This is a genomic window from Streptococcus sp. 45 (assembly GCF_900108865.1).
GTDB classification, from domain to species: Bacteria; Bacillota; Bacilli; order Lactobacillales; family Streptococcaceae; genus Streptococcus; species Streptococcus ruminicola.
On record NZ_FNXZ01000009.1, the window covers coordinates 1 to 24,221 of the forward strand.

General features: G+C 33.2%; 25 protein-coding genes, 8 tRNA genes and 1 rRNA gene. 18 read left to right on the forward strand and 16 right to left on the reverse strand.

Annotated elements, in window-relative coordinates:
• From BMX18_RS09030 to BMX18_RS09050, 5 genes are all read right to left on the reverse strand, one after another.
• Positions 1-192: ribosomal RNA gene (locus BMX18_RS09030) — 16S ribosomal RNA — on the reverse strand; the annotation flags it as partial.
• Positions 193-1,047: 855 nt separating this feature from the next.
• Positions 1,048-2,313 carry an MATE family efflux transporter gene (locus BMX18_RS09035; RefSeq protein ID WP_093816097.1) on the reverse strand — a complete coding sequence of 422 codons (1,266 nt, stop codon included), beginning with the start codon at positions 2,311-2,313 and terminating at the stop codon, positions 1,048-1,050.
• Positions 2,313-2,633 (reverse strand): PqqD family peptide maturation chaperone WgkC, encoded by a 321-nt coding sequence (locus tag BMX18_RS09040; RefSeq protein ID WP_093816099.1) that lies wholly within the window; start codon positions 2,631-2,633, stop codon positions 2,313-2,315. Before BMX18_RS09040 ends, BMX18_RS09035 begins: the two co-directional genes overlap by 1 nt.
• Entirely contained in the window at positions 2,630-3,745 is a 1,116-nt protein-coding gene (locus BMX18_RS09045) for a radical SAM/SPASM peptide maturase WgkB (RefSeq protein WP_093816101.1), read from the reverse strand. Before BMX18_RS09045 ends, BMX18_RS09040 begins: the two co-directional genes overlap by 4 nt.
• A gap of 198 nt (positions 3,746-3,943) precedes the next feature.
• The gene (locus BMX18_RS09050; RefSeq protein ID WP_093816103.1) at positions 3,944-4,807 is read right to left on the reverse strand and encodes an Rgg/GadR/MutR family transcriptional regulator; all 864 of its coding nucleotides are present in this window, start codon (positions 4,805-4,807) and stop codon (positions 3,944-3,946) included.
• A gap of 462 nt (positions 4,808-5,269) precedes the next feature.
• Between BMX18_RS09050 and BMX18_RS09420 the strand changes: the two genes are divergently transcribed.
• Both BMX18_RS09420 and BMX18_RS09060 read left to right on the forward strand, forming a co-directional pair.
• Positions 5,270-6,265, forward strand: coding sequence for a hypothetical protein (locus tag BMX18_RS09420; RefSeq protein ID WP_219304958.1), 996 nt, complete (start codon positions 5,270-5,272; stop codon positions 6,263-6,265).
• A 1-nt stretch (position 6,266) separates the two neighbouring features.
• Positions 6,267-6,884: a LysE family translocator gene (locus BMX18_RS09060; protein ID WP_093816105.1), complete on the forward strand. Its 618-nt coding sequence runs from the start codon at positions 6,267-6,269 to the stop codon at positions 6,882-6,884.
• A 416-nt stretch (positions 6,885-7,300) separates the two neighbouring features.
• Here the strand turns inward: BMX18_RS09060 and BMX18_RS09065 are convergent, their stop codons facing one another.
• From BMX18_RS09065 to BMX18_RS09075, 3 genes are all read right to left on the reverse strand, one after another.
• Positions 7,301-8,164: an ImmA/IrrE family metallo-endopeptidase gene (locus BMX18_RS09065; protein WP_093816107.1), complete on the reverse strand. Its 864-nt coding sequence runs from the start codon at positions 8,162-8,164 to the stop codon at positions 7,301-7,303.
• A 215-nt stretch (positions 8,165-8,379) separates the two neighbouring features.
• The gene (locus BMX18_RS09070; RefSeq protein ID WP_000768128.1) at positions 8,380-8,559 is read right to left on the reverse strand and encodes a helix-turn-helix transcriptional regulator; all 180 of its coding nucleotides are present in this window, start codon (positions 8,557-8,559) and stop codon (positions 8,380-8,382) included.
• A gap of 76 nt (positions 8,560-8,635) precedes the next feature.
• Positions 8,636-8,989 (reverse strand): helix-turn-helix domain-containing protein, encoded by a 354-nt coding sequence (locus tag BMX18_RS09075; protein WP_016480454.1) that lies wholly within the window; start codon positions 8,987-8,989, stop codon positions 8,636-8,638.
• A 587-nt stretch (positions 8,990-9,576) separates the two neighbouring features.
• Between BMX18_RS09075 and BMX18_RS09080 the strand changes: the two genes are divergently transcribed.
• From BMX18_RS09080 to BMX18_RS09155, 16 genes are all read left to right on the forward strand, one after another.
• Positions 9,577-9,822: a hypothetical protein gene (locus BMX18_RS09080; protein ID WP_074603577.1), complete on the forward strand. Its 246-nt coding sequence runs from the start codon at positions 9,577-9,579 to the stop codon at positions 9,820-9,822.
• Positions 9,823-9,857: 35 nt separating this feature from the next.
• Complete coding sequence (locus BMX18_RS09085; RefSeq protein WP_074561258.1) at positions 9,858-10,154, forward strand: cytoplasmic protein; 297 nt, start codon at positions 9,858-9,860, stop codon at positions 10,152-10,154.
• Positions 10,155-10,174: 20 nt separating this feature from the next.
• On the forward strand, positions 10,175-10,630 hold the full coding sequence (locus BMX18_RS09090; protein ID WP_001062570.1) for a hypothetical protein: 456 nt from the start codon (positions 10,175-10,177) through the stop codon (positions 10,628-10,630).
• Positions 10,631-10,645: 15 nt separating this feature from the next.
• A complete protein-coding gene (locus tag BMX18_RS09095; protein ID WP_093816109.1) occupies positions 10,646-12,313 on the forward strand; it encodes an FtsK/SpoIIIE domain-containing protein in 1,668 nt (555 codons plus the stop codon).
• Between the two features lie 211 nt (positions 12,314-12,524).
• A complete protein-coding gene (locus BMX18_RS09100; RefSeq protein ID WP_093816111.1) occupies positions 12,525-13,760 on the forward strand; it encodes a replication initiation factor domain-containing protein in 1,236 nt (411 codons plus the stop codon).
• Between the two features lie 12 nt (positions 13,761-13,772).
• A complete protein-coding gene (locus tag BMX18_RS09105; protein ID WP_021142800.1) occupies positions 13,773-14,003 on the forward strand; it encodes a hypothetical protein in 231 nt (76 codons plus the stop codon).
• Complete coding sequence (locus BMX18_RS09110; protein ID WP_014335065.1) at positions 14,000-14,557, forward strand: hypothetical protein; 558 nt, start codon at positions 14,000-14,002, stop codon at positions 14,555-14,557. Before BMX18_RS09105 ends, BMX18_RS09110 begins: the two co-directional genes overlap by 4 nt.
• 9 nt (positions 14,558-14,566) lie before the next feature.
• The gene (locus tag BMX18_RS09115; RefSeq protein WP_093816113.1) at positions 14,567-15,544 is read left to right on the forward strand and encodes a conjugal transfer protein; all 978 of its coding nucleotides are present in this window, start codon (positions 14,567-14,569) and stop codon (positions 15,542-15,544) included.
• Between the two features lie 5 nt (positions 15,545-15,549).
• Complete coding sequence (locus tag BMX18_RS09120) at positions 15,550-15,774, forward strand: hypothetical protein (RefSeq protein WP_014335067.1); 225 nt, start codon at positions 15,550-15,552, stop codon at positions 15,772-15,774.
• A gap of 4 nt (positions 15,775-15,778) precedes the next feature.
• Positions 15,779-16,189: a conjugal transfer protein gene (locus BMX18_RS09125; protein WP_017650251.1), complete on the forward strand. Its 411-nt coding sequence runs from the start codon at positions 15,779-15,781 to the stop codon at positions 16,187-16,189.
• Between the two features lie 11 nt (positions 16,190-16,200).
• Positions 16,201-18,705: an ATP-binding protein gene (locus BMX18_RS09130; protein WP_093816115.1), complete on the forward strand. Its 2,505-nt coding sequence runs from the start codon at positions 16,201-16,203 to the stop codon at positions 18,703-18,705.
• A 12-nt stretch (positions 18,706-18,717) separates the two neighbouring features.
• Positions 18,718-20,619, forward strand: coding sequence for a conjugal transfer protein (locus BMX18_RS09135; RefSeq protein WP_093816117.1), 1,902 nt, complete (start codon positions 18,718-18,720; stop codon positions 20,617-20,619).
• Complete coding sequence (locus BMX18_RS09140) at positions 20,619-20,843, forward strand: hypothetical protein (protein ID WP_014335071.1); 225 nt, start codon at positions 20,619-20,621, stop codon at positions 20,841-20,843. The genes BMX18_RS09135 and BMX18_RS09140 overlap by 1 nt, the downstream gene beginning before the upstream one ends.
• Before the next feature lie 16 nt (positions 20,844-20,859).
• Positions 20,860-21,960, forward strand: coding sequence for a phage tail tip lysozyme (locus tag BMX18_RS09145; RefSeq protein ID WP_093816119.1), 1,101 nt, complete (start codon positions 20,860-20,862; stop codon positions 21,958-21,960).
• A gap of 139 nt (positions 21,961-22,099) precedes the next feature.
• Positions 22,100-22,285 (forward strand): DUF3173 family protein, encoded by a 186-nt coding sequence (locus BMX18_RS09150; RefSeq protein WP_000415722.1) that lies wholly within the window; start codon positions 22,100-22,102, stop codon positions 22,283-22,285.
• Positions 22,286-22,297: 12 nt separating this feature from the next.
• Positions 22,298-23,452, forward strand: a complete 1,155-nt coding sequence (locus BMX18_RS09155) for a tyrosine-type recombinase/integrase (RefSeq protein ID WP_093816121.1) — start codon at positions 22,298-22,300, stop codon at positions 23,450-23,452.
• Positions 23,453-23,533: 81 nt separating this feature from the next.
• On the opposite strand, the gene BMX18_RS09160 is transcribed toward BMX18_RS09155, so the two are convergent.
• From BMX18_RS09160 to BMX18_RS09195, 8 genes are all read right to left on the reverse strand, one after another.
• Positions 23,534-23,617: transfer RNA gene (locus tag BMX18_RS09160), tRNA-Leu, on the reverse strand.
• Positions 23,618-23,623: 6 nt separating this feature from the next.
• Positions 23,624-23,695: transfer RNA gene (locus BMX18_RS09165), tRNA-Gln, on the reverse strand.
• A 10-nt stretch (positions 23,696-23,705) separates the two neighbouring features.
• A tRNA-His gene (locus tag BMX18_RS09170) sits at positions 23,706-23,778 on the reverse strand.
• Between the two features lie 11 nt (positions 23,779-23,789).
• A tRNA-Trp gene (locus tag BMX18_RS09175) sits at positions 23,790-23,860 on the reverse strand.
• Between the two features lie 4 nt (positions 23,861-23,864).
• Positions 23,865-23,945: transfer RNA gene (locus BMX18_RS09180), tRNA-Tyr, on the reverse strand.
• 17 nt (positions 23,946-23,962) lie between these two features.
• Positions 23,963-24,035: transfer RNA gene (locus BMX18_RS09185), tRNA-Phe, on the reverse strand.
• A gap of 6 nt (positions 24,036-24,041) precedes the next feature.
• A tRNA-Met gene (locus tag BMX18_RS09190) sits at positions 24,042-24,115 on the reverse strand.
• A gap of 13 nt (positions 24,116-24,128) precedes the next feature.
• Positions 24,129-24,218: transfer RNA gene (locus BMX18_RS09195), tRNA-Ser, on the reverse strand.
• Between the last annotated feature and the right edge of the window lie 3 nt (positions 24,219-24,221).

Sequence of the window (24,221 nt, forward strand, 5' to 3'; positions counted from 1 at the left end):
GTTAAATGCTGTTATGCGGTATTAGCTATCGTTTCCAATAGTTATCCCCCGCTAGTAGGCAGGTTACCTACGCGTTACTCACCCGTTCGCAACTCTTCCAACTTTAGCAAGCTAAAGTCTTCAGCGTTCTACTTGCATGTATTAGGCACGCCGCCAGCGTTCGTCCTGAGCCAGGATCAAACTCTCATTTAATCTTGTTCTCATTCTGTCACTGACAGATTTATCGTTTTTTGACAGGTTACTTCCGTAACCCACACGTTTGGTTCGTATTGTTCAGTTTTCAAAGGTCTTTGTCTCACTCGAGACAACTTCTATATTCTATCAAATTTGAAACGCTTTGTCAACATCTTTTTTCAAGAAATTTTCAAGTTTGTTTCAAACTTGTTGCCGCTGTCTTCTCAAACAACAGCTATACTAGTTTAGCATTGCCGTTTACTTTTGTCAATAACTTTTTTAAGTTTTTTTGTTATTAACTTAAATCTCTTGAAAGGCTCGCTCTCAAGCAGCAACTATATTAATTTATCATCTATCGTTTCCTATGTCAATAGGTAAATTGAAAAAAACACTAATATCAACAAAAATGGTCATCTTACTAAACACATCCAATATTTCTTTCTTGTTAGTAAACTGGTACTGACTATCAAATAACATACTTAAGCATAAAAAATATTGCAGTCTTCACTCTTTAAGTAATTAAATCAGAAAGTACTTTTTAAAAATTTTGAAACAAAAAACAATTTCTTGCTCGCTAATAATAAAATTTAACCAATAATTTGAGATATCTTTTGGGAAAAGAATAAAAAGGTAGCAAAAAAGCCCTATTTAATAGGACTTTCATCTACGCTATACTATACCGGCGGCCGATATTCGTACATTTATTTTTAGATTAAATCGTTGATTTTAAGGCATTTTGACAATTTTAAATACTTTATTTTCTACTATTATAAATTATTTTTGGGATAAAATTTGGGATAAAAAAACTTCTTAATTCTTTATATATCCCTAATATACTAAAACAACTTTCTCTAAAAATAATCTACAAACAGTCTACGAAATAACACTTTTCCTATACTGATGCTTCAAGAAACTGTAACTCAGAATAAGTTGACTAAGCCCGTAAACAAAATACAAAGTGTAATAACTCTGAAAACCAACCACCTGTATCAACAAAAGCAACGATACACTTAGCACATTAATAATAGTTGTTACTTTTAATACCCACTTACTATCATCTGTACTCTGTAGTAACATTTTAGTCGTTTCGTACAACGGTGTTGCTCCCATAATAATCATTGTAAACAAAGTTGTGGACATAATATCTTGGGTGATTTTATCAGAAAGAAACTGTGCAAAAAAATTTGAACCTAACACAATTATTATTACAAACACTCCACTGACCAAATAGGTGTTCCTATATATTATATTCATTATTTTTTTAGTCTCATTTCTTTTTTGTGATTCAGGTAAAAAAATAGATACTGCTCCAGAATACATAAAAGCTGGCATCCTAGCAATTGAAAAAAGTTGACTAATAACCGCATAAATGGCTAAAGTATCAATTCCTTGGCGTCCCATTAATGCGTCAAATACCATAATAAATAGAACACTCTCTAATATTTCCTGACCTGTTAAAGGGATACCAAACTTAAATAATTCTAACTTTGTTGTAGATTCCCTTGATAAGGACTTAAAAATAACTGGATAAACCAATACAGTATAACTAAGTACGACTAAGAAGAGTGAAGTGATGGCTGAAAAAGCTGCTCCTTGTATTCCAAATAGTGGTACAAGATAGTAATTAAGTAAAACGTCTAATATTGAACTAGTCACCCCAATACCGAAAATTGGCTTAGTTTTCTTTTCAACCTTTAGTAAATTAGTTAATAAAAATGTTAATAAGGTCAATAAAATATACGGAGACATTATCTTCAAATAAACAGAAGATAACCTTAAAAGTTCACCTTCAAAACCGTAAAAATGTCTCAAAAAGAATTCGCCAAATAGTAAACATAGTATTAAAAAGGCAAAGCCAATTATCAAGTCTAACAGCAATGAAGATTTTAGTAAATCTTGAAATCGGCTTTGCTCATTATTAACATACGCTCTAGCCCCTTTAATATTAAACCCTAAACTAAATGCACCTAAAATTCCCCCAAACGCAAATAAAAAGTTCTGGATAATTGAAATTCCTGAAAGTGCTACAGCAGAATTATTAACTGCAAAATGAAGAGATAATTGATTAATTAGCAATTGAGCTATATTAGTTGCGATTAATGGAAAAACGTATTTATTAACTCTTTTTGAATAATCCATTATCCCTCCCTAAATGGTTTCAAATACAAATATATATCTGATTGGACAAGATTAGCATATATTATATGTAAAATAGGTGTTTCCTCTAAAAAATCAATAATTGCTTTCTTACAATCAGAATGTGTAACATCATATTCTGATTGAATATCCTCAATAATCATATCTAAAGAAAAATTTTTTGAAATACAATACAATATTTCTGCTCCTATATCATCAAAAGAATAATATTCCAAATCTAACCTATCGTATCCAATATATTCATCGCCAACTTTATCAACAACAAAATCTTTTCTTCCTTTTATTGTAAAATGTGTTTTCATACGTTTTCCATCTCATCTCTATTATAAAAGCAAGCTAACTCAGAACCTAATAATGTCTGATCTAGCTCTAATGCACTACATCTACAACCTCCTCCACACCAAGGAAGCGGACACTCTGCACACTTACCAGATAAATCATCAAATGTAATATTTCTTAATTTGTTAAAAACAGGAGAATTATGCCAGATATCAGCAAAAGAACTATCATTAACATTACCTGCAACCAGCTCATCCAAACCATTCATCAAGTCACAACCATACACATTTCCTTTATGGTTAATTGAACAAGCTCTTACTCCTGCCTGACATGATATTACCCTTTTTTTATTTATATTTAAATTAATATTTTGATGCCATACACTTTCAAGCAGATCTAAACGATTATAATAAGCCAGCGGAAAATAATGTGTCCAAAAAACATCGCTCTCATTCGGTGGGACAATTTTGAATTTTACTTTAAATTCTCCCCGAGCTATCCTTTCTGTTAAATCTAAAAAGACTGGATACCAATGCTTTTTATCCGTAAGAATACTTCCATCATTGGCTCGACCTGTTGGGCAAATAACCATTACTGACATATATTCAATTCCCAGCATATCATTCAATTTAATAGTATTGATTAAATCATCAACATTGTGTTTACCTAGGGTAAATAGCGTTGAAACAGGTAAATTATACCTTTGTAAATTTTTAATTCCTTCGATAGCTTTTTTAAAGCTTCCTTTTCCCCGCTGACTATCATGAACCTTTGAACAACTTCCATCAATAGTTACACAAATTCTATCTAAATGTAATTTTGCTAACTCTCTAGCGATGGAATCTGTAATAAGGTTACCATTAGTATTTAAAATCTTGGCAAAGCGATACTTATCAAAAGATTTCAAAATATCTAAAATATCTTTTCTAATAAATGGTTCACCCCCCGTAACACCTACTCGAGGCACTCCCATTAAATCTAATTCCTGAAAAATTGAATCTAATTTTTCAACACTCATCTCATCTTTCTTACTTGCAAAAGGTCCTGCTTCTGCTGAACAATATGAACAATGTAGATTGCAGCGATTTGTTACACAAACATCAATTAATAGTGGATACGGTGAATATGCTCTCATTAAAATACCTCCCAAAAAAATCTGTAAGTCAACATAGACTCACAGACCTTGTTTTTTAGTTCTTACCCCAACTGTTTACTTTTGTTGTTTTGGGAGAACGAAACTCTTTTTTAGTCAACATAGCATGTACCTCCATATTTGATAGTGAAAGTATAACCCAAAAAAGAATTCCTATTTATATTTTCCCGTATATGCGAACTAATGTTTTTCTTCGAGAATTTTTTTCAAGTGCTTTTCAAACGTTTCAGCTAAATGATTACAAGATAGTAATTTCATCATTCCAATACATTTTTGCATTTCTAAAATTGCCCGCTTATCATTTCGTTTTTTCAACTTATATAAGTTTTTCGCATATAAAAATACTAACCGCTCATATACCTCCGTTTCTATAAAAAAGCATGAATTGAGTTGTTTTTCAAAATAAAGTGCATCGATAAATTCTTCTCTATCTATACAAGTAATATAACCATTGAGTAACATTGTTGAAATTAACCTTCTATGATTGGGAATTTCTTTATAAAAATCTGATCGTCTACTCATTTCTTTTGATAAAACCATAAACATATCATGATTAAATACATCCAAAGTATTCATAAATAACAACAATTCATAGCATCCCCAATAATCAACACTAAATAAGTAATCAGATAGATAATCTAAATCTTCATCTGTATAATAAGTCTCTCCAGATAACTCTTGAAGTCTTATTTTTATAAGAATTACATTCAATTTATGAAATTTTTTCTGTGGACTGTTTTTTTCAAGTTGTGAAATCAACAATAACTTCATACCTTGAATATCATTATGTGAAACAAAAATTCTAATTTGTTCTAAAATTTCATTAAGTTCATCACGATGAAAATCATTAGCCGCATACATAAATTCACTTATCGGCATATTAAGTTCATTTAAAGCTAATATGAATTTCGTAATTGTTAAATCACTTTCTCCCTTTTCAAATCGAGATAATTGGGAAGTTGATAACCCAGAACCAACAAAATCCTTTAATTTTAGACCTCGTGACTCTCTAAATTTTTTAAAAATTTTTCCAAAATTTTCCATATTTTCCTCCTAAACAGCATATATGGGAAATCATTATGACTTCATAAAATTTATCGTATCATGAGTATGGAGGTGTGAACATGAAAACAAATAAATTACTAATTACTTTCCTATCCCTTTTAAGTACCATTATAGTTATTGGCGTAGGATAAAACTTTTGCTCATTATCCTCATGATAATGAGCAAACTCAATTACTAGCTGCTAACAATCACCCCTAAGCACTCCTATATATACTTAGAGGTGATTTATTCTTAATAAAATTATTATATTTTACCACAAAAAATCAATTACATCCTGAAGATTTTCACACATTTTACGATTAATTTTTTTATTCTTCAAGCTGGGCAGCTTCAGCTATCTTTAAAAAAGGACTCTATTCATCCTGAATTTTCGGAAAATTCCATCTTTTTGTTGAAACAAGTCCTTCTTTGAGTATAATTATATCATACGGGGAGATATTTATGAAAAACTTTGAAGACAACCTTACCACCAATCCTAGAACGGGGGTACTTGCAGATTTTTTTGAAAAAACTGCATCTGGCGAGTTCGGAGAACCAGACAATACTTATTTAGGTGATATTAGTTTATTTAAAAATGATGAAAAAATGTCATCTTTTTATTTAAATCATAGAAAATTACAAGGACAATTTGACAAGCATTTCTACTCTAGTATTCCCTTTATATTAGAAGAAGAATGTCGTGCTGGCTCAGCATTAAAAGATTACTTAGAAAAAAGAGACGGTACACAATACTTATATGTTCTTGGAGCTGCTGAGGGAACAATGGCTAGAACAATTGGAAATTTGAGTAATGGTAAGATAAAAACTTTATCTTGTAGTCCAACAAAGGCTAATCAGGATAATTTTTTTAGATATGGTAAACCACTACATTCCAAATTTATCCTATCCCCTTACAATAAAATAACCAATTCAAATATCAGAGAATTATTCCCTAATTTCAATGGTTTTGACGTCATAATAGAAGATACAACATTTCAGATGTACAGCCCAGATAGAGCTAAACAAATAAAATTTACAAAAGAAAAGCTTAAAAAAGATGGTATAATTGGTTTTATTGAGAAATTTTCCAATAAAGATATTACGGAATTTCTAAAAAGAGAACATATCAAAGACTCACTTTTTAAAAATAGATTTTTCTCACAAAAAGCCATTCAATTGAAAAAAGACAATGTATTAACAGATATGAATAATGGTCTTGTTACAATTGACACATTTAAAAACATTTTAGCTGACTTCTTTAAATATGCTGTCATAAATTGGAATTCTGGGAATTTCTATACAGTCTACGCATCTAATAGCAAAAATAATCTTTTAAGTTTTTTATCGAATATGACACCAGCATTAACTCCTAGTCAGTTTGTACATACTAATCTTCCAGTCGCATTGCTGAACTTAAATAAAAACGAAATAAAATACCGAGATATAAAGGAAAAATAATATGTCACTACCTACTTGGATATCATATACTATCGCTTGCATTCTACTTATTTCTCCTCCTGGACCAACAGTAACTTATCTTATAACTACTAGTATGACTCATGGAAAAAAAACAGCCTATGAAATCGTTTGGGGAAGTTTCTGGGGAGGACTTGTTTGTCTAATCCTTTCCTTTATTGGAATTGGAGCTATACTTAAAACTTCAGAAACCTTGTATGCAATTTTACGTCTACTTGGGATTGCTTATCTTATCTATTTAGGAATCAAAAGTTTTATCGATGCTAATACGGTAAAAGATAAAACCGAAAAAATGGTACCTCCTGAAAAAGGAGAGGCTTTTAAAAATGGATTTTTACTGATATTTTTAAATCCTAAAAATATCATTTTCTTTGCTTCATTTTTACCTCAATTCATTAACCACAACTCTCCATTTTTATTACAAACTACAATACTAAGTTTGACATATCTAATTGTTGGTTTAATCAACGATTATTTATATAGCTTTTTTGCTTCAAATATTGGAAGCGCACTAGGAAAACATTCTGAAAAGTGGATTGCCTACATCGGTGGTGTAGCTATGATATTATCAGCTATAATCGTTTTATTTCAAAATTTCTAGTAAAAAATAGTATATCATTCTGGAACATCAATATCTGGTGTTCTAGATTTTTTATTTTTTCCAATAAATATATACGCTAAAAGCACTATTATTGCCACTTTTTTCTGAAAAAGATCTATTTTCTAGAAAGTTCTAACACTACATCCCCAAAATAACACTTGAATAATAAAAACTGATAAGAACTCTTATCAGTTTTTATTATTTTATGTGATAAATTCTCCGGATAAACTTAAAAAGAGAACTTGTTTTCTTGAACACTATTAACTTGAGTTCTAATATACATATTTTGAATATATAAACGAAATCCAGATATTAAAGTTGCACCCATCGTCACTGAAGATTGTATACTCTTTATATAAAATAACTTATAAAAAACATTCCATTTTCAAACCGTATTTTTATATAATTATGTACTATCAATCGGATAATAATATTATCCTTTTCGCTCTATTTCTTGCTTCTTGTTTTGTCATTTGATTGGTTAACCAAGCATAGCCAATTGTCTTTCCAAAATTATATTCTATCCATGTTTTCACATTTGGTAGATTTATTTCTAGCTCTTTTCGAAACTTATCATCTAATAATTCAGGTATTTGATCACTAGCTACAAAACCACATACTAGTAACTTTTGTTTAATCCTAATAAAAACATCACCGCTTACTTCTTGATATTCTTTAATAATTTTTTCTTTAGCTATCCTAAAATAATCTAAAATATATTGATTATTACCATGATAATAGTGATAAACCACTTGATAAACTTTATCTCTACTATCAAGTAATAAGTTCACAAATAGATTTATCAACCTATAAATAAGTGCTTCACATGATACTACTAAATCTGCTTTCACTCTCTGAAAGCTATCCTGACGATAAAAAATTTTAGATAATAGTACAATATCTGGCATTAATACAGTAGCAGAGAAAATATTTGCTTCCCTTTCTTTTACAGAATCACTCTTACCACGTAATTCTGTGAAACATTTCCCTGAATGCCCTAAAACAAAATGTCCTAATTCATGACACATTGTAAAATTTTGTTTTTCAGTAGAATTATACTTTTCATATGAAAAAGATACCCCATCTTCATTAATCAAAGTAAGGCCTTCAATTTTTCTACAAGAAAAATGATGTTCAAGTATTTTGATATTGTAACGCTTCAAATAGTAATTTAAGTATGAACTAAAATGATAATCTATCAATGATTCACCCGTATTCTTTATAAATTGATAAATATCTTGTTTAGCTATTCTAGCAATTTTAAAATAATTTCCATTCAAAATTAACATCTCCAATTCTATTACTGATTAGCTTCCAATTGTTTAAATTGTATAAAAATTAGAAAACGTTGTCTATTTTAGAATCGAGTATTAATAGCTTTGTAAATAATATGTAGTATAACAAAAATTAAGAAAAGGTTTTGTCATATAGAATCATCATCCATCAGACCTAATTAAATAAAAAAGTGGACTCTCGCCCACTAAAAAATTTATGTTTATTTAACAAATTCATCCAAACTTACTTCAAAAAATCTAGCAATTTTTATTGCTTTTTGTAGATAAATATCACTTTGTCCCTTTTCCCAACGATTAACAGATCTGACATTGACATCAATCACTTTTGCTAATTCTTCTTGAGTCATTCCCTTGGCTTGTCTTAATTCTTTAAGTTTCATACGTTTCCTCACACTATTATTCCTTTTACTCTACTATTCGTAAAAGAAATAATAAAACCAGAGAAAGTCTAAAGAATTATCGAGAATTTTTATCCTTTTCAAAAGCTTTTTTACGTTCTTTCATGAATTCAATTAACTCTTTTCGAAAGACTGCTTTTTCTTCTTCCGTCATTCCATCAGATGTCGTTCTAAACAACATTTCAACATCTGACAAATCAATTTCTTCATCAACTTCCTGATTTCCCATCAAGGTATCTAGAGTTACATTAAATAATCTTGCTAATTTTTTAGAATTTTCGTGAGTAGGCATTTTTACTCCACGTTCCCAATCACCATATGCTGGTTGAGATATACCTAATTTTTCTGCAATTTCTTTTTGTGTTAAATGGGCCTGTTTTCTCAATGTTTTCAAGCGTTCTGAAAATTCCATAGTTTTGTCCTTTAAAAAATTTTTAAATTTTTTCAAAAAACCGTTGACAAATATAACTACCAGTTATATAATATAGATATAGCCAATGGTTATATGAAGTGGCAAAATTTAATACCAACTAATCAATTGGCATTGTCCATTGATAATTTAATAAAAAAGTGCGTCTGACAACCAGATACCTGACTATCAAACCACACAATAAACTTCGTACCTTTATTGTAACGTGTTTGAGTTTTAAAGTCAAGTCCATTGATGGTTGAAGTTAAGATTTAAAACTTTTTTGGTGGGCTTACACGCATTTCGGACTTTAGCACTTTTCCGAATAGTAAAGTGAACTGGCTTCGCTAATTAAGCGTAAGAGAATCTTGTGGGTGTGATTCGTTCTCCCTGACAGATTGGCTGGGACAGCGATGGTAATTGATACAAAGCACCTTGTTAAACGTTGCCACCGTAAAAGACTAGTTTTAAAAATTAGTCTTTTAACCAAATAACTTTTTTCTCAAACCGTTGCTACCAAGCAACACACCTATGAGCCACTGGTTTCTACTAGTGGCTTTTTTCTTACAATAAAGGAAAGGAGGTCTGACATGACTTCTTATTTTGAAAGTGTCCTTGAACGGCACTACCAGAATTTTATCTTTACCTATAAAATGTACGCTTATAGTTCAAAATTAGTAGAGTGTCTCTATCATGATGCTCTAGAAGAAATCAAACAATTAGCTAACAAATTTCAAGAAGCAGGCTATACTTATTCTGAATTACACTTTTATAGCCGCTTATACAGTCGTAAAATCAAACATTTTTACTTTTCTAGAGTCAGTCTAAGTCACTGACTCTTTTATTTTATTACTAGAAATGGAGAATATCTATGATTCCTGAAACTTTAAAAATGAACCCTAACTTTATTGGAAAAGCTTATTATGAAAAACTTGGAACAGCACCTCGTACTGTCTTTGGAAAAGCAGGAAAATATCAACGTCACATTTTAAACAGTGAAAAGCACGGCTCTTTCCACGTGATTACCCCAGCCTTATCTCAAGTATTTGATGAAGATGCAATCGTTGAAGTGGTGAACCCTATCTTCCTTCCTGATCGTAGTCTTAATGGAAACAACGTTGCTCCTGCTCTTAACGTCTTTGCTGAAAACTTGAAAGTATCTAAATAATAGAAAAGAGGATTTAACTTATGGCTAAAATCGGATTAAACTATGGTGACAAACTACAAATCGCTGACAAATCATACCGTGTAATCACAGAAGGATTAGATATCCCTGAAGTCTTTGGAAAATTAACTTTTCGTGGGATTGAAGGCGCTGATCTTATCTACGAAGAAGACCGTACGCAACGTAATGATGACGGTTCGTATGCTCAAATCGCCACAGGTGAAGCACGCGGAATTGTGGTTGGTATCCACTCTTCGGTCCAACACGAAACACTTTTCTTTACCATTGCTGATATGAGTGAACAAGAAATTGAAGACCTTGGTTTAAAATACCGTGAGGAAGTGGAACTTGAAGATATTGTTGTGACCTATTCATCTATCGGACGTAACGATAATTACAAACTCTATGCTTCTAAACTAAAAGCAAAATCAGATACAACTCCTATTAAGAATGATGTTAAAAGTGACACTAAAAAATAAAATTAGGAGGTAAATATGCGATTATTTACCTATCGTGGTTGGCGGGTTCGAAAATACTATCAAAAAATTAAGGTAATAACATATAGTATCATGTTATTACCTTTTTTACTTGGTAATGCTTACTATGCCTACATTTCCTATCAAGAGATATTAAAAACACCACTCACCTATTCACTTAAATTCTCATTAACACTTTTACTCCCCACACTCCTTCTCTTAGGATTTCATCATCTCTGTTATCAAAAGTTCCTCTTCTTTAAACGTCTCAATACCTTAAGAATTCTAGCAAATTTCTTAATAGAAAATCGCTATTATCTTTCTAAAACTGTTAAGCGTGATGGAAAAGCAATTGAAAAAATTACCCTTCCTAAAGTCCTTGTTAAACAAACTAACTATCATCTTTTAATCAGCTTTATCCTTGAAGGGAATAAATTTCAAGACCGTTTTATCAACCTTGGTTCAACACTAGAAGTTATGTTTAACGGTGACTTTAAAAACAAAACTTTTGATGAGCGTTTTATTCAGTACGATATCAGTATTAATCGGATTAATAGTCGTATTGATATTTCAGACGTAGCCATCAACAACCACTCCTTGAAATTAATGGCAGATGTCTTTTGGGATTATATTGCTGAGCCACACTTATTGATTGGTGGAGGAACTGGTGGCGGGAAAACTGTTGTTCTAATGTCTATTGTCTGGGCATTAGCTAAAGTTGGTTTCATTGACCTTTGTGACCCGAAGAATGCTGACTTAGCTGGTTTGAAAGATGTTCCTGTCTTTCACGAAAGAGTCTTTAGCACCAAAGAAGAAATTATCCAATGTCTAAAAGATAATGTGACGTTCATGGAAAATCGTTATCAAGCCATTCAAAATCACCCAAACTACAAAATCGGTAAAAGTTTTAGTGACTATGGCATGAAACCGAAATTTATCGTGATTGATGAATGGGCAGCCCTTATGGCAAAAATTGATAGTGATTATCGCCTACAAGCCCAAGTAACAGAATATCTTACCCAATTAGTTTTAGAAGGTCGTCAATCAGGCGTGTTTATCATTTTTGCCATGCAACGTCCCGATGGTGAATATATTAAAACTGCTTTGAGAGATAACTTTATGAAACGCTTGTCGGTTGGTCATTTAGAAGATACAGGCTACACTATGATGTTTGGAGATGCTAATCGAAACAAAGAATTTAAAAAACTAGATAAAATCAATGGAAAAACTGTTAAGGGACGAGGCTATATCGCTTCTAATGGTGAACTGGCTGGAGAATTTTTCTCTCCTTACGTGCCTTTTGAAAAAGGATTTTCTTTCTATGAAGCCTTTATGAAACTTCCTGTTTTAGAAATGAAAGGAGAAGAATTTGAGGCCTTCGGTGTTAAACAAATACCCGATAAACAAGAAGAAACAAAGAATGTACAGGCTTCATCAAAATTACTTTCTGACTTTGCTAAAGAAAAAGAACTTTCTTTAAAGACATTACGAAAATTAGCTTATCTTTTTGATGAAAGAGGAATTAGCTTTACCAAAGTGAGCAACTCTTTAGTAGTGACACCAAAACAAGAGGTGCTCCTTCTTGAAGCTTTAGAAACTTATCATGGCGGATGCAGCTCCTATGCACAAGCGGTTGAAACGTGCTTAAGTCGTCATGGGCTAGAACAAGAGCAAGGGCAAGCCTGAACAGCGTTCGGGCGAAGTCCCGAAGTCTCGAAGTTCTAGTCCATGACGCGTTTTAACCCCCGCTATTCTAATAGGGGGGTAGCAGATTTCAAAATAGCGAAAGCCAACCGCCCTAATGCCAATGATATCAAGGTTTTACAAGTTTTGAGAACTGTGTCACTTTTGCCAAAAAAGTGTGTCACCTACTGATAGATTGGAGGGAATTCAATGAATGGATAGATTAAATCCTGTTATGCTGAAAAAGTTTCGCAAAAAAACAGGAATGACCCAAAAAGAATTTGCTAAGAGTATTGGAATTAGTCATCGCACCTATAGAAGTTATGAAGATGGCTCACGTGGTTTAAGTCTTGATAAATTTCGGGAATTTAAACACCGATTAGGATATCTGAAAGAAGCTGATAAAGAACGACTAGAAGTACACATTGACTACTTAAGAATTACGTTTATGACAATTCGTGATTTAAAACATTTTTGTCATACTTATCTTCATTGTGAGTTAAAGGAATTTACCGAATCTGAAACTAGACTTCTTAATTACACTCATCTGTGGAAACGAGGAAATATTTGGATATTTGACTTTTTTGATAAAGTCGAAACAGGAAATGACCAAATAACCTTACAACTATCTGGTCAAGGTTGTCGAGAAATGGAACTTATTCTTGAAACATACCATCTTACATGGCAAGAACTTCTTCAAAAAATGTCCTATGACATACCTGATATGCGAGTCAAACGACTTGATATTGCAATAGATGAACGGTATTTAGGAAATGACCGTGAAGAAGAACAATTCCTCTTATCAGATATGATTACCAAGGTTTATAATCACGAAGTTATTTGTCATACCTTAAGAAATTGGAACCACATTGGAGGTGGTAGTTTACAAGAGATTGAAGATAGAGAAGGAAACCAAGGAATTTCCATCTATTTTGGAAGCCGTCAAAGTAACCTCTACTTCAACTTCTATGAAAAACGTTATGAATTAGCTAAAGCTGAACAAATCTCCTTGGAAGAATCCTTGGAGATTTTTGGTATTTGGAATCGCTACGAGTTACGGTTTGCCAACGAAAAAGCCCAACTAGCTATCGAAGAATATATTAATGGTGTTGATTTAGCAGAAATTGCCCGTGGTGTGATTAACCATGAGTTAGAGGTCTATGATGGAATTAACCGTTATGGTGCTTATCAACCCGACTTGAAATGGCAACGTCTTTTTGGTGGAACAGCTCCTTTAAAACTAAGCATGAAACCTGAACCTTATACTATCGAACGAACAATAAAATGGCTCATGTATCAAGTATCAAATTCATTACGACTTGTCAGTGAGGCTGATAAAATCATGCAAACTGAATATCTCAAGACCATCCAAAACTGCGGAGAAATCAATGAACGTGGAGAAGCTATCCTAAAAAATCTTAAAGCTTCCCATCACTTATTAAACAAATAATAAGGAGGAAATATGGAATACAAAGTTGAATTGAACTCTATTGACCACTTTAAAGCATGGTCAGGTGGTGCTTCTACACTCGAATCTGTTCGTAAACGTGGTGGCACTGATCAACTAACGACACTTTGTGAGGAAGTCTTCTCAGGAACAGTTCCAACAGAAGAAGAAATCAATGACTGGCTCTGGTTTGATGATGACTTTATTTTTCGCTCCCTTGGATATACGGAGTTACTAGATGAATGATTATTAAAAAGATTTACGAAGGTATTGCTAATCTTCCACGTACAAATGAAAACTGGAAGCTTGGTATCGTGTTAATGAAAGATAAACAGTTTTATTATGATACATTCGCTCGAAAATTAGCAACTGATAGTGACGGAAACTCATTTAACTATCAACATGCCTATTTCTCTTTATCAGGAAATATTCTTGAAATTGATAGAAAAATGTCATCACAACTTACACTTATCTTTAAACAAATTATCAACTCAAAACAAAAAGATTTTATGGAGGAACTTATCATGGCAACTAAAAGTACACTTGAAAAGAAAGTAAGAACAATCACTTCTGAACTTGGGCAGTTTATGAAAGAACATAACACCAAAGAAGCATGGACAAAAGCTGGCGAATTGAACAGTGTGCTAAAAACTGAAGAGGCTCAAACACTGCCTGTTGAATTTTTAGAAGCCATTCGTCATGAACTAAGAGGCTATTATTACGTCAATAGTGAGCTTAACAAACTTCAAAAACAACTCTACGCTAAAGGGAACAAACTCCTAGAAATCGCAAATCTTTAAAGGAGACCTATGAAACAAATAGCTGAATTACTAAAACACTACAAATACTTCCTAACAAAATTTAAAAAAACTGATAAAAAACGTGGTTCTCCTAAACTGATAAAAGCTGATCAAAAGACAGCTAATGTACTCGTTCTTTCAGGCATTAGCTTCTTTTTATTAATTGGTTTAATCGGATGCCTAAAAGCAATAACACTATCTAATAAAATGACCAAACTCCAAAAGTCAGTTCAAACAAAACCTACTACAGTAACAATTAACTCAAGCGATGTAGATAATCGCTTATCATACTATCTAAACGATTTTATCTCAGCTTACTTCAATTTTTCTGATGATGGAAATACACAAACAGAACAAACTAAAAAATTAAATAGTTTTTATAACTTTGAACCTGATATTAAGTCACAAGGTCAATTAAAAACAGCTTCTAGCTTAGAATCCTCAAGACTTATTACCCTCAACAATAAAAGTGCTTTATATCAAGTTACATACAAGCAAAAGCATGGAGATAATACCGAAGAAATTACTACTGGTTTCAATATTCCATATGGTCAAAAAGGTGGTAAATATTACATTTCTGGTCTTCCTTGGTTTTCAACGTTAACTTCTAATCAGGCTACTTCTTTTGATAAAAAGGATGATTTAAAATTAACAGCTTCCGATAATTTTTCCACTACAACTCATAAAAAACTAACTAAATTTCTAAATGTTTTCTTCACTAACTATACAAGTGATCAAGATAATTTAGACTTAATTTCTAAAAACCTTGTTGTTCTTGACGATACTGAATTCAAAAGTATTGATTACACTTATTTCAAACAAAATGGTAAGTCAATCATCGCTTATGTACAAGTTACATTTGCAATAGCTGGGAATACACATTCTGAAAACTTTACACTTACTTTAATTCCAAAAGGTAAATCTTACTATGTATCGTCCCTCTCTCACAACATCCCACAAAATTACGCTACTGAAAAAGGAGAATAAGTTCTATGAATACTAGTTCACTACAAAGTTTTATGCACGGCGATGGTACTTGGGTTCTAACAGCAATTGCTGTTATCCTTGCCATTAAAGCTTGGAAGAATAGCTCTTGGCTTCAACTATTTTCGGTTGTTGGTTTTTATTCAGTTATTGTCTCTCTCACAAAAGGGCAACAGATTCTTAGCTTCTTTGGGTGGCTCCTTCGCTTAATCGGCGTTGAAACAGGACTTTAAACTTATGACTAATGAAAAACTTTATGATTACTCTAGAGGTCTAAACGCTCCTTATTGGATTCAAGAAATAAAGACACAAAAAGGGACACGTCTTTGGTATTTTGCTACACCAATGCAACTGTCCTTTTTTATTGTTTTTGCAATTGTCTTCGTTTTCATGATACTTGGGTTATCGTTTATTTTAGTTCCTCTAGCAAAACTAACACATTCTATTTCATTTCTACTCTACTGGTATGTCCCCTATAAACTAGCTAAAGCTTATACAGAATACGAACCACATGGCAAAAAGATGCATCTTTTTATTGCAGATTATCTTTGTTATCTATTTGAATTTCGCTTAAATAAGAAAGCCATTTATCATAATGATCGCGTACCAACATATGATGAAATTGTTTTTGAAAAAACAAAACTTTGAAAGGAGGAACCATGGCAATCAAATTACAGTACCCTATTATGACGACTCATAATAATATTGTCATCTGTCACGATAAAAGTGTCATTGCTTATTATCGTATTCCAAATACTCCTATTACCATTACAGATGACGAGAAAAAAGAAAAACACAAACAAACTGTTGCTCAAACGGTTAATAAACTAGCCAAAAATAAAACTTTTGATATTTCGCTTATTCCTAAAGATTATCTTTTAGAAGAAAAAATGAATGACTTCTCTAAAGCTTTAGCACCAAATAACCGTATTCTTGGAGAAGCATTATTAGCCTATTCCGTTGATAAACTAACACAAGAAATGGAAATTCCTTATCAGTTTGATTGGGTTATTGGAGTTACCTTACGAAAGCAAGATAAGTCTGGTTCTATTTCAGATTTAGCTTATGAACGCTTTTCTGAATTATCCGAAATGGTGGCTAACGGTATTGGTTATGAACTACAACTGGAAAAAAATTGGTATGACGATTATTTAAGTGATGAAACAGCTGTCTACCAAGTCCTTTCAACTTTAAGATGTCAACGTCTTACTGATGAGGAACTCTTCTACTACCAACGAATGCAATACCTGCGTTATATTCCACATCTTAAGCAAGAAGTCATTGCTAATCGTTCTCTCTTCAATGTTACAGATACCCTTATCAAAGTTCTCAAAGGAGGCTTTCTAAAATTAGAAAGCCCCTATGGAACTTCATTTGTTACGATTCTACCAGTTGGAAAGTTCAGTACTATCTTTAATGGTTTCCACCTCGGAGAATTCATTCAACGATTGAATTTTCCTGTTGAATTACGAATCAAAGCAGAATTCATTGATCGTAATAAAATTAAAGGTAAAATGGGACGGTCAAACACACGATTTCTTAACATTATGGAAGAAGCTGATAACACAAACACTGTTCAACAGGATGACATTATTACAGGTGCGTTATCTTTAAAAGACCTTATGAAAAAAGTCGGAAATAAAGAAGACATTATTGAATATGGCGCTTATCTTATTGTATCTGCTTCTTCACTTTCTCAATTACGGAGTCGACGTCAAGTTGTTCTAAATTATTTTGACGATATGGGGGTTGAAATTAGTGAAGCAAGTCATGATGCTCCATATCTCTTTCAAGCTCTACTTTATGGTCAAAAACTTCAAAAGAAAACTCGTACTTGGACACATTTAGTCACTGCTAGAGGTTTTGCCGAGTTAATGCCATTCACTAATACAACTTCTGGTAATCGCATTGGCTGGTACATTGGACGAGTTGATAACTGGACAGGACGGTGGGACAATCTACAAAAAGCCATACAGGCTTCCAAAAACATCGTCCTTTTTAATCCTACTGTTGGGAATAAAGAAGATATTGCAGGTAAAATTACCAAAAATCCTCATATCATTATTACAGGAGCCACTGGACAAGGGAAATCATTTTTAGCACAAATCATTTTTTTAAGCGTTGCACTCCAAAATGTTAAAACACTTTATATTGACCCTAAACGAGAACTGCGCCATCACTATCAAGAGATTATCTCAAATCCCGAATTTGAAAAAAACTATCCAGAACGGAAACGTCAAATTGAAGCTTTTAACTTTGTTACCTTAGATAGCTCACTAGAATCAAATCACGGAGTGTTAGACCCTATTGTAGTCCTAGACAAAGAACAAGCCGTCGAAGTTGCTAAAAATATGCTAGAGTTCCTTCTTCAAGCAGTTGAGAATGTCTCTATGGACCAAAAAACTGCCATTACTGAAACGATTAATGATATTGTTAACAAACGACAAGCTGGGCAAATAGTCGGTTTTAAGCATGTTCTTAAAGCTCTTAAAAACAGCGATAGCGAACAAATCGCTTCTGTTGGTCGTTATCTAACTTCTATTGTTCATAATTCTATCCTTGAGTTAGCTTTTTCAGATGGCACAACAAAGGGATTGAATTATGAATCTCAGGTAACCGTTCTTGAAGTTGCTAATTTAAAACTTCCCAAAACTGATGCTTCTAAAATATCTGACCATGAACGAAATTCAGTTGCTCTAATGTTTGCTTTAGGAGCTTTTTGTACTCACTTTGGTGAACGTCACGAAAACGAAGATACTCTTGAATTCTTTGATGAAGCATGGATTTTAATGAAATCAGCTGAAGGGCAAGCCGTTATTAAAAATATGAGACGTATTGGACGATCTAAAAATAATACCTTAGCACTTATTACCCAATCTGTTCATGACGCTGAAAACGATGACGATACAACAGGTTTTGGTACTATCTTTGCTTTCTATGAAAAATCCGAACGTGAAGATATTTTAAGACACGTTGGACTAGAACCTACTGAACAAAATTTAGAATGGATTGATAATATGATTTCAGGACAGTGCCTTTACTATGATGTTTACGGCAATCTCAATATGATTTCTGTCCATAACTTATTCGAAGATATTGATATGCTTTTAAAACCAATGAAAGCAACAGTTTCTTCAAGTCTTGAAAATAAATACGCATCGTAAGGAGGGATATTCATGCAAGAAGCTTTTGAAAAGCTAAGAGGCGTTGATATCTTTGCTTTAAAGGCCTATTTGGAAAAAACATCATCTGTTGAAACCTCTGTCATTGTTGCATTTAATGAAATCTTCGTTAATTTATTATTCTTCATTCTCAATCTTGTTGTTGGATTCTTCTCGCTTCTTATGCGAATTCTCGAAAAGATTAACCTATACAATAACTACAAGACTTATGTTTATCAAGCTGGTAAATCGATGTGGCAAGGATTTACAGGATCAACTTCTGATGGACTAGCCAATCAATCACTAATTGGCCTTCTAATTAGTATCATTGCTTTTTATCTCTTTTACCAATTCTTCTTTTCAAAAGGGAACTTCATGAGGAAAGTCATTCATGTTTGTGTTGTACTTATTCTTGGTTTCTCTTACTTTGGAACAGTGGCATCAACTTCAGGTGGGCTTTACCTTCTTGATACTATTGATAATGTCTCTAAAACAGTCACTCAAAAAATTTCAAATATCTCGGTCTCCTATGGTGATGGTAAAGAGTTAAAAATTGGCGATTCAATGGCAGATAGTTATATCGCAGAAACTTCTTATACTGCTTACCTTTTTGTCAATACTGGTCAAGAAAATGGAAAATATACCAACAGTCAAACAGGTAAAGAAGAAAAATTCGATGACTCAAAAGTACTCGGTCAATTAAATGGGAACACTTTTACAAAAGTTAAAAATAGCGACCGAAAGAATTATCTAGAGGAATTAGGTGATAATGCGGATGAAGATGGTGAAAAAGACCGCTGGGTATCAGCTGTCTATGATTATCTTTTTATCAAGTGTTTCTATGTTATCTTTAAAATCGTTGAAGCTATTGTCATTGCAATTCCAATCATCCTTGTGCAAATTCTAAACGTCATTGCTCAGCTACTAGTTTTAATAATGATGTTGCTCTTTCCAATAGCTTTATTAATTTCCTTTATTCCTCGCATGCAAGATATTATTTTTGGAGTCCTAAAAGTAATGATGGGGGGTTTAGCCTTTCCTGCTATCACAAGTCTTCTTACCTTAATAATTTTTTATTTAGAAAAAATCATTGAAAATATGATGACCTCTGGTTTTGACAATGCAATAAAAGGCTTTGCATCGCTTGTAGTCTTTGCATTACTTTTTAAACTTATGGTGGTCGTCATGGCCAAAGCCTTAATCTATTATTATCTTTGGAAATATAAAGGTGAACTGATAGGAATTATCCTTGGATCTAGGGCTAGACTAAAAATGGATAATATTGGTCATTCTGTTCAAGATAAGTTAACTTCTGGTAAAGAAATAATTCAACAAGTTCCTAATAAGGGATTTTCTACCGCTCAAAATCTTGGAAACTTCGCCTTGGCTTCCAGTGGTTTAGCATCTGGTGCAGTTATTAATTCTCTATCCCATTTAAAAAATGTAAAAGATTATTTTTCTAAAGGAAAACCTGAAGAAACGCCACACAATCCTAATTTAGACAGTGAGCATGAAACAAATCTACAACCTCGACAACAAGAAGATAAAAATAGCAATTCAATAACTCCTAACCAAGAGGATATTCCTGAAACTTCAGCAACCTTTAAAGAACCACAATTACTAACAGAGGAGCTCACAAAAGAAAATAATATGTCAACGTCCTCACTAAATCTAGAGGAAGAATTTAAATCGTTAAAAGAAAAACGAATATCACCACTTACTAAAAGACGTATTAACCATCTTGAAAAACGTTTAGAAGATTATAAGGACAATGAAGCTATGTATAAGGCGCAAGGTTCTAATGCATTTACCAAAAACTTCCGAAAGACTTTGACTAGAGATAACAAGCTACGAGCAAATTTAAAAAGAAAGGAACGTTTAACAGAAGAACTCAAACGATTAAGAGGTGAACTTTAATGAATATCCATATCAATTCTAAAAGAGCTTTAAAACCTATTATTGAAAATAATGTTTATGAAGCCTATCAAAATAATGAGAGGTCATTGGACTTTCTCGTCTTATTTCCAATTACTGATAAGGAAGCTTCAACAATCATCGATATTTGTCGCTCTTATCCCGTAGTATTAGATGCTAAGTGGCGATTTGATAGTCTGATTTTTACAGTCTACCTAAAACACTAATATCTGAGGTAAGCCAATGAAGAAAAAAATACTCATTTTAGGGTTATTACTTCCTTTTCTTCTACCAGCTACTTTACTGATACTTATTGCAGGAAATCTGTCTGATGATACTACAACTTCTCAAAATGGACAAGAAACTTCCTTGACAGCCAAAGAGGTAGCCAATAAAGCCAATATTTCTGAAGAACGTGCTAAAGACGTCATTCAAATTCTTAATTATCAACTCTCTCACGAGGGCTTTTCTCTAGCTGGCAGTGCCGGAAGTCTTGCAGTAGCTGAACGGGAAAGTGGCTTTGACCCTAAAGCTATTAATACTAGTGGAGGTGTGGCAGGTTATTTCCAATGGTCTGGGTGGTCAAGTTCAGTCAATGGTAATCGCTGGGCTTCTGCTCCACAAAGAGCACTAGAATCTCAAGTAGAATTAAAATTAATGTCTACTGAACTCAGTGGTGCTTATGCAAATGTCAAAAGTAAAATGCAATCAGCTAGTGATGCGGGAGAAGCAAGTTTATATTGGTCAGAACATTATGAGGGAGTGGCTTTATCTGATGGACAAACTAAAGCTGACCAACTCAAAGTGAATGCCCGAAAATGGTATAACATCTTCAATGGAACATTAAAAAACAGCAAAACAACAATAGCTTTTTCGGGTAACACTGGATTATCTAAAGGAACACTACTATCCTCCTTTGATTTTCCAAGTGAATATAATGGTAAACTAAAATACGGACAACCAACTTCCAAAAGCGTCACCACACAAGGAGGGAACTCTTATCCTACTGGTCAATGTACTTGGTATGTTTGCAATAGACTAATTGAGACAGGTATTTGTACCGACCCTGCTATTTACAATAATAATGGTAATGGGCAAGATTGGGTTTCGGCACTTGTCTCAAAAGGTTGGAAACAAAGTAACTCACCACAAGTCGGTGCGGTTATGTCAGTAAAAGGAGGATATGGAGAAACATTAGCACAATACGGACACGTTGCCTTTGTTGAAGCTGTCAATAAAGATGGCACATTTCTAATATCAGAATGTAATTATAATCACATTCAAGACAAACCACATTATCAAGTTTTATCACCACAAAGCTACTATAGCTTTGCGACCAAGTAATATGAAACACTATTTATGATTAAGACTAGTTTAAGATGCTATATGCTATAATATAATTATCCTAAAACTTTTCTTTTTCATAATCTCCACGGAAGTAAGCACCAGCTTGCTTCCTTTTTTATTTTTAAGGAGGAAAAACATGGAAAAATCACTTATCACTAAAGATGATTTAATAGAGCAGGGCTTAAAAGAAGGAACAGCTAGAAAAGTAATTCATGAAGCTAAAATTACTCTAGTTAGTCAAGGCTTTAAATTTTACGACAATAGACGACTGGGAGCTGTACCAATTAGCATAGTTGAAAAAATTCTAAATGTGAAATTTTAAGGAGGTTCTTTCTTGTATATACCACAATTCAATCCACGTGTGAGAAAAAGTAAAAAATCAAAAAAGTTTTATTTTGAAATTAGGGATAATAAAGGAAGAACAGTCGCATGTCAATCAGGTTTTAATAGTAAAAGAGAAGCCGAAAATGCTGCTTTAGAAATTCAACAAAAACTAAGGCAAGGATATACACTAGATAGACATACTTCGCTTTATGAGTGGTTTCAAACATGGTATGATTTAAAAATTCTTCCAAAGAAAAAAATATCTCAAGAAACAAAAAAGAATTATCAAACATATGGAGAAACAATCAAACGTCTCTTTGGTGATAGACCGATTGTTGAAATTAAAGCAAGTCAATACCAAAGAATTATGAATATCTATGGTGAAACAGTTGGATATGATTACCTAAGTAGGATAAATTCAGTTATTAGAAAAACAATAAAATTAGCACAATTAGATAAGATTGTAATTGATGATTTTACAAGTAATGTAGAATTGTTTGCAGGTAAAGAAGGACAAAAACCAGAAGATAAGTACATACATAAAGTTGAAGATTATCAGAAGTTAATAAAGTATCTGGAAAATAACTTAAATTATGAAGACTCCATCGTAAACTATATTATCTATACAATAGCAAAAACTGGTATGAGATATGGAGAAGCTATAGGATTATTAGATAATGATTCAAACTTTGAAGAATACTACATACACACTGATAAAAGGTACAATACGTCAAGTTGGAAATGGACAAAAGCCAAAAATGAGTCTTCAAAAAGATACGTACCAATAGATAAGAAAACAATAGAAGTCTTATCGAAAATGATAATAGAAAGGAAAAGAATAAATTCAGTCCTAAAGATAAAAAACACAGAAAACTTTCTCTTCTTCCACTACGGACTAGAACATGGAATACCCTCGGTAGCTACTGTAAACAAAGCCTTAAAAAAAATACTGAAAGAACTCAAAATTGAACCACTAATTACAACCAAAGGACTTCGACACACTTATGGATCATATTTACTCCATAAAAACGTAGACATGGGAGTGGTAGCCAAAATATTGGGACACAAAGATATTCAAATGCTAATAGAAGTATATGGACATACAATGACTGAAAAAATTGATAAAGAGTTCAAAGTAGTTGAGGAAATTATGAATAAAATATAATTTGGGAAAGATTTTGGGAAAGAAAATAAAAAAGGTAGCAAAAAAGCCCTATTTAATAGGACTTTCATCTACGCTATACTATACCGGCGGCCGGGGTCGAACCGGCACGTCCTTGCGGACACTGGATTTTGAGTCCAGCGCGTCTGCCAATTCCGCCACGCCGGCTAGTAACTGGGGTAGCTGGATTCGAACCAACGCATGAGGGAGTCAAAGTCCCTTGCCTTACCGCTTGGCTATACCCCAATAATATAAAGGCGAATGATGGGAATCGAACCCACGCGTGCCAGAGCCACAATCTGGTGTGTTAACCACTTCACCACATTCGCCATAACTTTAACACGGGCAGTAGGAATTGAACCCACACTGAAGGTTTTGGAGACCTTAGTTCTACCTTTAAACTATGCCCGTAATATGGAAGGGGAGGGATTCGAACCCCCGAACCCGAAGGAGCGGATTTACAGTCCGCCGCGTTTAGCCTCTTCGCTACCCTTCCAAAATATTAAATTTTAATGGCGCGAGACGGAATCGAACCGCCGACACATGGAGCTTCAATCCATTGCTCTACCAACTGAGCTACCGAGCCAATCTATTGCGGGAGCAGGATTTGAACCTACGACCTTCGGGTTATGAGCCCGACGAGCTACCGAGCTGCTCCATCCCGCGCTAACAATATTAAAGGAGGATGTGGGATTCGAACCCACGCACGCTTTTACACGCCTGACGGTTTTCAAGACCGTTCCCTTCAGCCGGACTTGGGTAATCCTCCATA

Excerpts from the sequence above, each read along its gene's own strand:
- BMX18_RS09085 (WP_074561258.1), top strand. The coding sequence starts at position 9,858 with ATGATTCCTGAAACTTTAAAAATGAACCCTAACTTTATTGGAAAAGCT.
- BMX18_RS09035 (WP_093816097.1), bottom strand. The coding sequence starts at position 2,313 with ATGGATTATTCAAAAAGAGTTAATAAATACGTTTTTCCATTAATCGCA.
- BMX18_RS09135 (WP_093816117.1), top strand. The coding sequence starts at position 18,718 with ATGCAAGAAGCTTTTGAAAAGCTAAGAGGCGTTGATATCTTTGCTTTA.
- BMX18_RS09105 (WP_021142800.1), top strand. The coding sequence starts at position 13,773 with ATGGAATACAAAGTTGAATTGAACTCTATTGACCACTTTAAAGCATGG.
- BMX18_RS09075 (WP_016480454.1), bottom strand. The coding sequence starts at position 8,989 with ATGGAATTTTCAGAACGCTTGAAAACATTGAGAAAACAGGCCCATTTA.
- BMX18_RS09145 (WP_093816119.1), top strand. The coding sequence starts at position 20,860 with ATGAAGAAAAAAATACTCATTTTAGGGTTATTACTTCCTTTTCTTCTA.
- BMX18_RS09120 (WP_014335067.1), top strand. The coding sequence starts at position 15,550 with ATGAATACTAGTTCACTACAAAGTTTTATGCACGGCGATGGTACTTGG.
- BMX18_RS09115 (WP_093816113.1), top strand. The coding sequence starts at position 14,567 with ATGAAACAAATAGCTGAATTACTAAAACACTACAAATACTTCCTAACA.
- BMX18_RS09125 (WP_017650251.1), top strand. The coding sequence starts at position 15,779 with ATGACTAATGAAAAACTTTATGATTACTCTAGAGGTCTAAACGCTCCT.
- BMX18_RS09050 (WP_093816103.1), bottom strand. The coding sequence starts at position 4,807 with ATGGAAAATTTTGGAAAAATTTTTAAAAAATTTAGAGAGTCACGAGGT.
- BMX18_RS09060 (WP_093816105.1), top strand. The coding sequence starts at position 6,267 with ATGTCACTACCTACTTGGATATCATATACTATCGCTTGCATTCTACTT.
- BMX18_RS09420 (WP_219304958.1), top strand. The coding sequence starts at position 5,270 with ATGAAAAACTTTGAAGACAACCTTACCACCAATCCTAGAACGGGGGTA.
- BMX18_RS09080 (WP_074603577.1), top strand. The coding sequence starts at position 9,577 with ATGACTTCTTATTTTGAAAGTGTCCTTGAACGGCACTACCAGAATTTT.
- BMX18_RS09070 (WP_000768128.1), bottom strand. The coding sequence starts at position 8,559 with ATGAAACTTAAAGAATTAAGACAAGCCAAGGGAATGACTCAAGAAGAA.
- BMX18_RS09090 (WP_001062570.1), top strand. The coding sequence starts at position 10,175 with ATGGCTAAAATCGGATTAAACTATGGTGACAAACTACAAATCGCTGAC.
- BMX18_RS09100 (WP_093816111.1), top strand. The coding sequence starts at position 12,525 with ATGGATAGATTAAATCCTGTTATGCTGAAAAAGTTTCGCAAAAAAACA.
- BMX18_RS09130 (WP_093816115.1), top strand. The coding sequence starts at position 16,201 with ATGGCAATCAAATTACAGTACCCTATTATGACGACTCATAATAATATT.
- BMX18_RS09045 (WP_093816101.1), bottom strand. The coding sequence starts at position 3,745 with ATGAGAGCATATTCACCGTATCCACTATTAATTGATGTTTGTGTAACA.
- BMX18_RS09095 (WP_093816109.1), top strand. The coding sequence starts at position 10,646 with ATGCGATTATTTACCTATCGTGGTTGGCGGGTTCGAAAATACTATCAA.
- BMX18_RS09040 (WP_093816099.1), bottom strand. The coding sequence starts at position 2,633 with ATGAAAACACATTTTACAATAAAAGGAAGAAAAGATTTTGTTGTTGAT.
- BMX18_RS09140 (WP_014335071.1), top strand. The coding sequence starts at position 20,619 with ATGAATATCCATATCAATTCTAAAAGAGCTTTAAAACCTATTATTGAA.
- BMX18_RS09150 (WP_000415722.1), top strand. The coding sequence starts at position 22,100 with ATGGAAAAATCACTTATCACTAAAGATGATTTAATAGAGCAGGGCTTA.
- BMX18_RS09110 (WP_014335065.1), top strand. The coding sequence starts at position 14,000 with ATGATTATTAAAAAGATTTACGAAGGTATTGCTAATCTTCCACGTACA.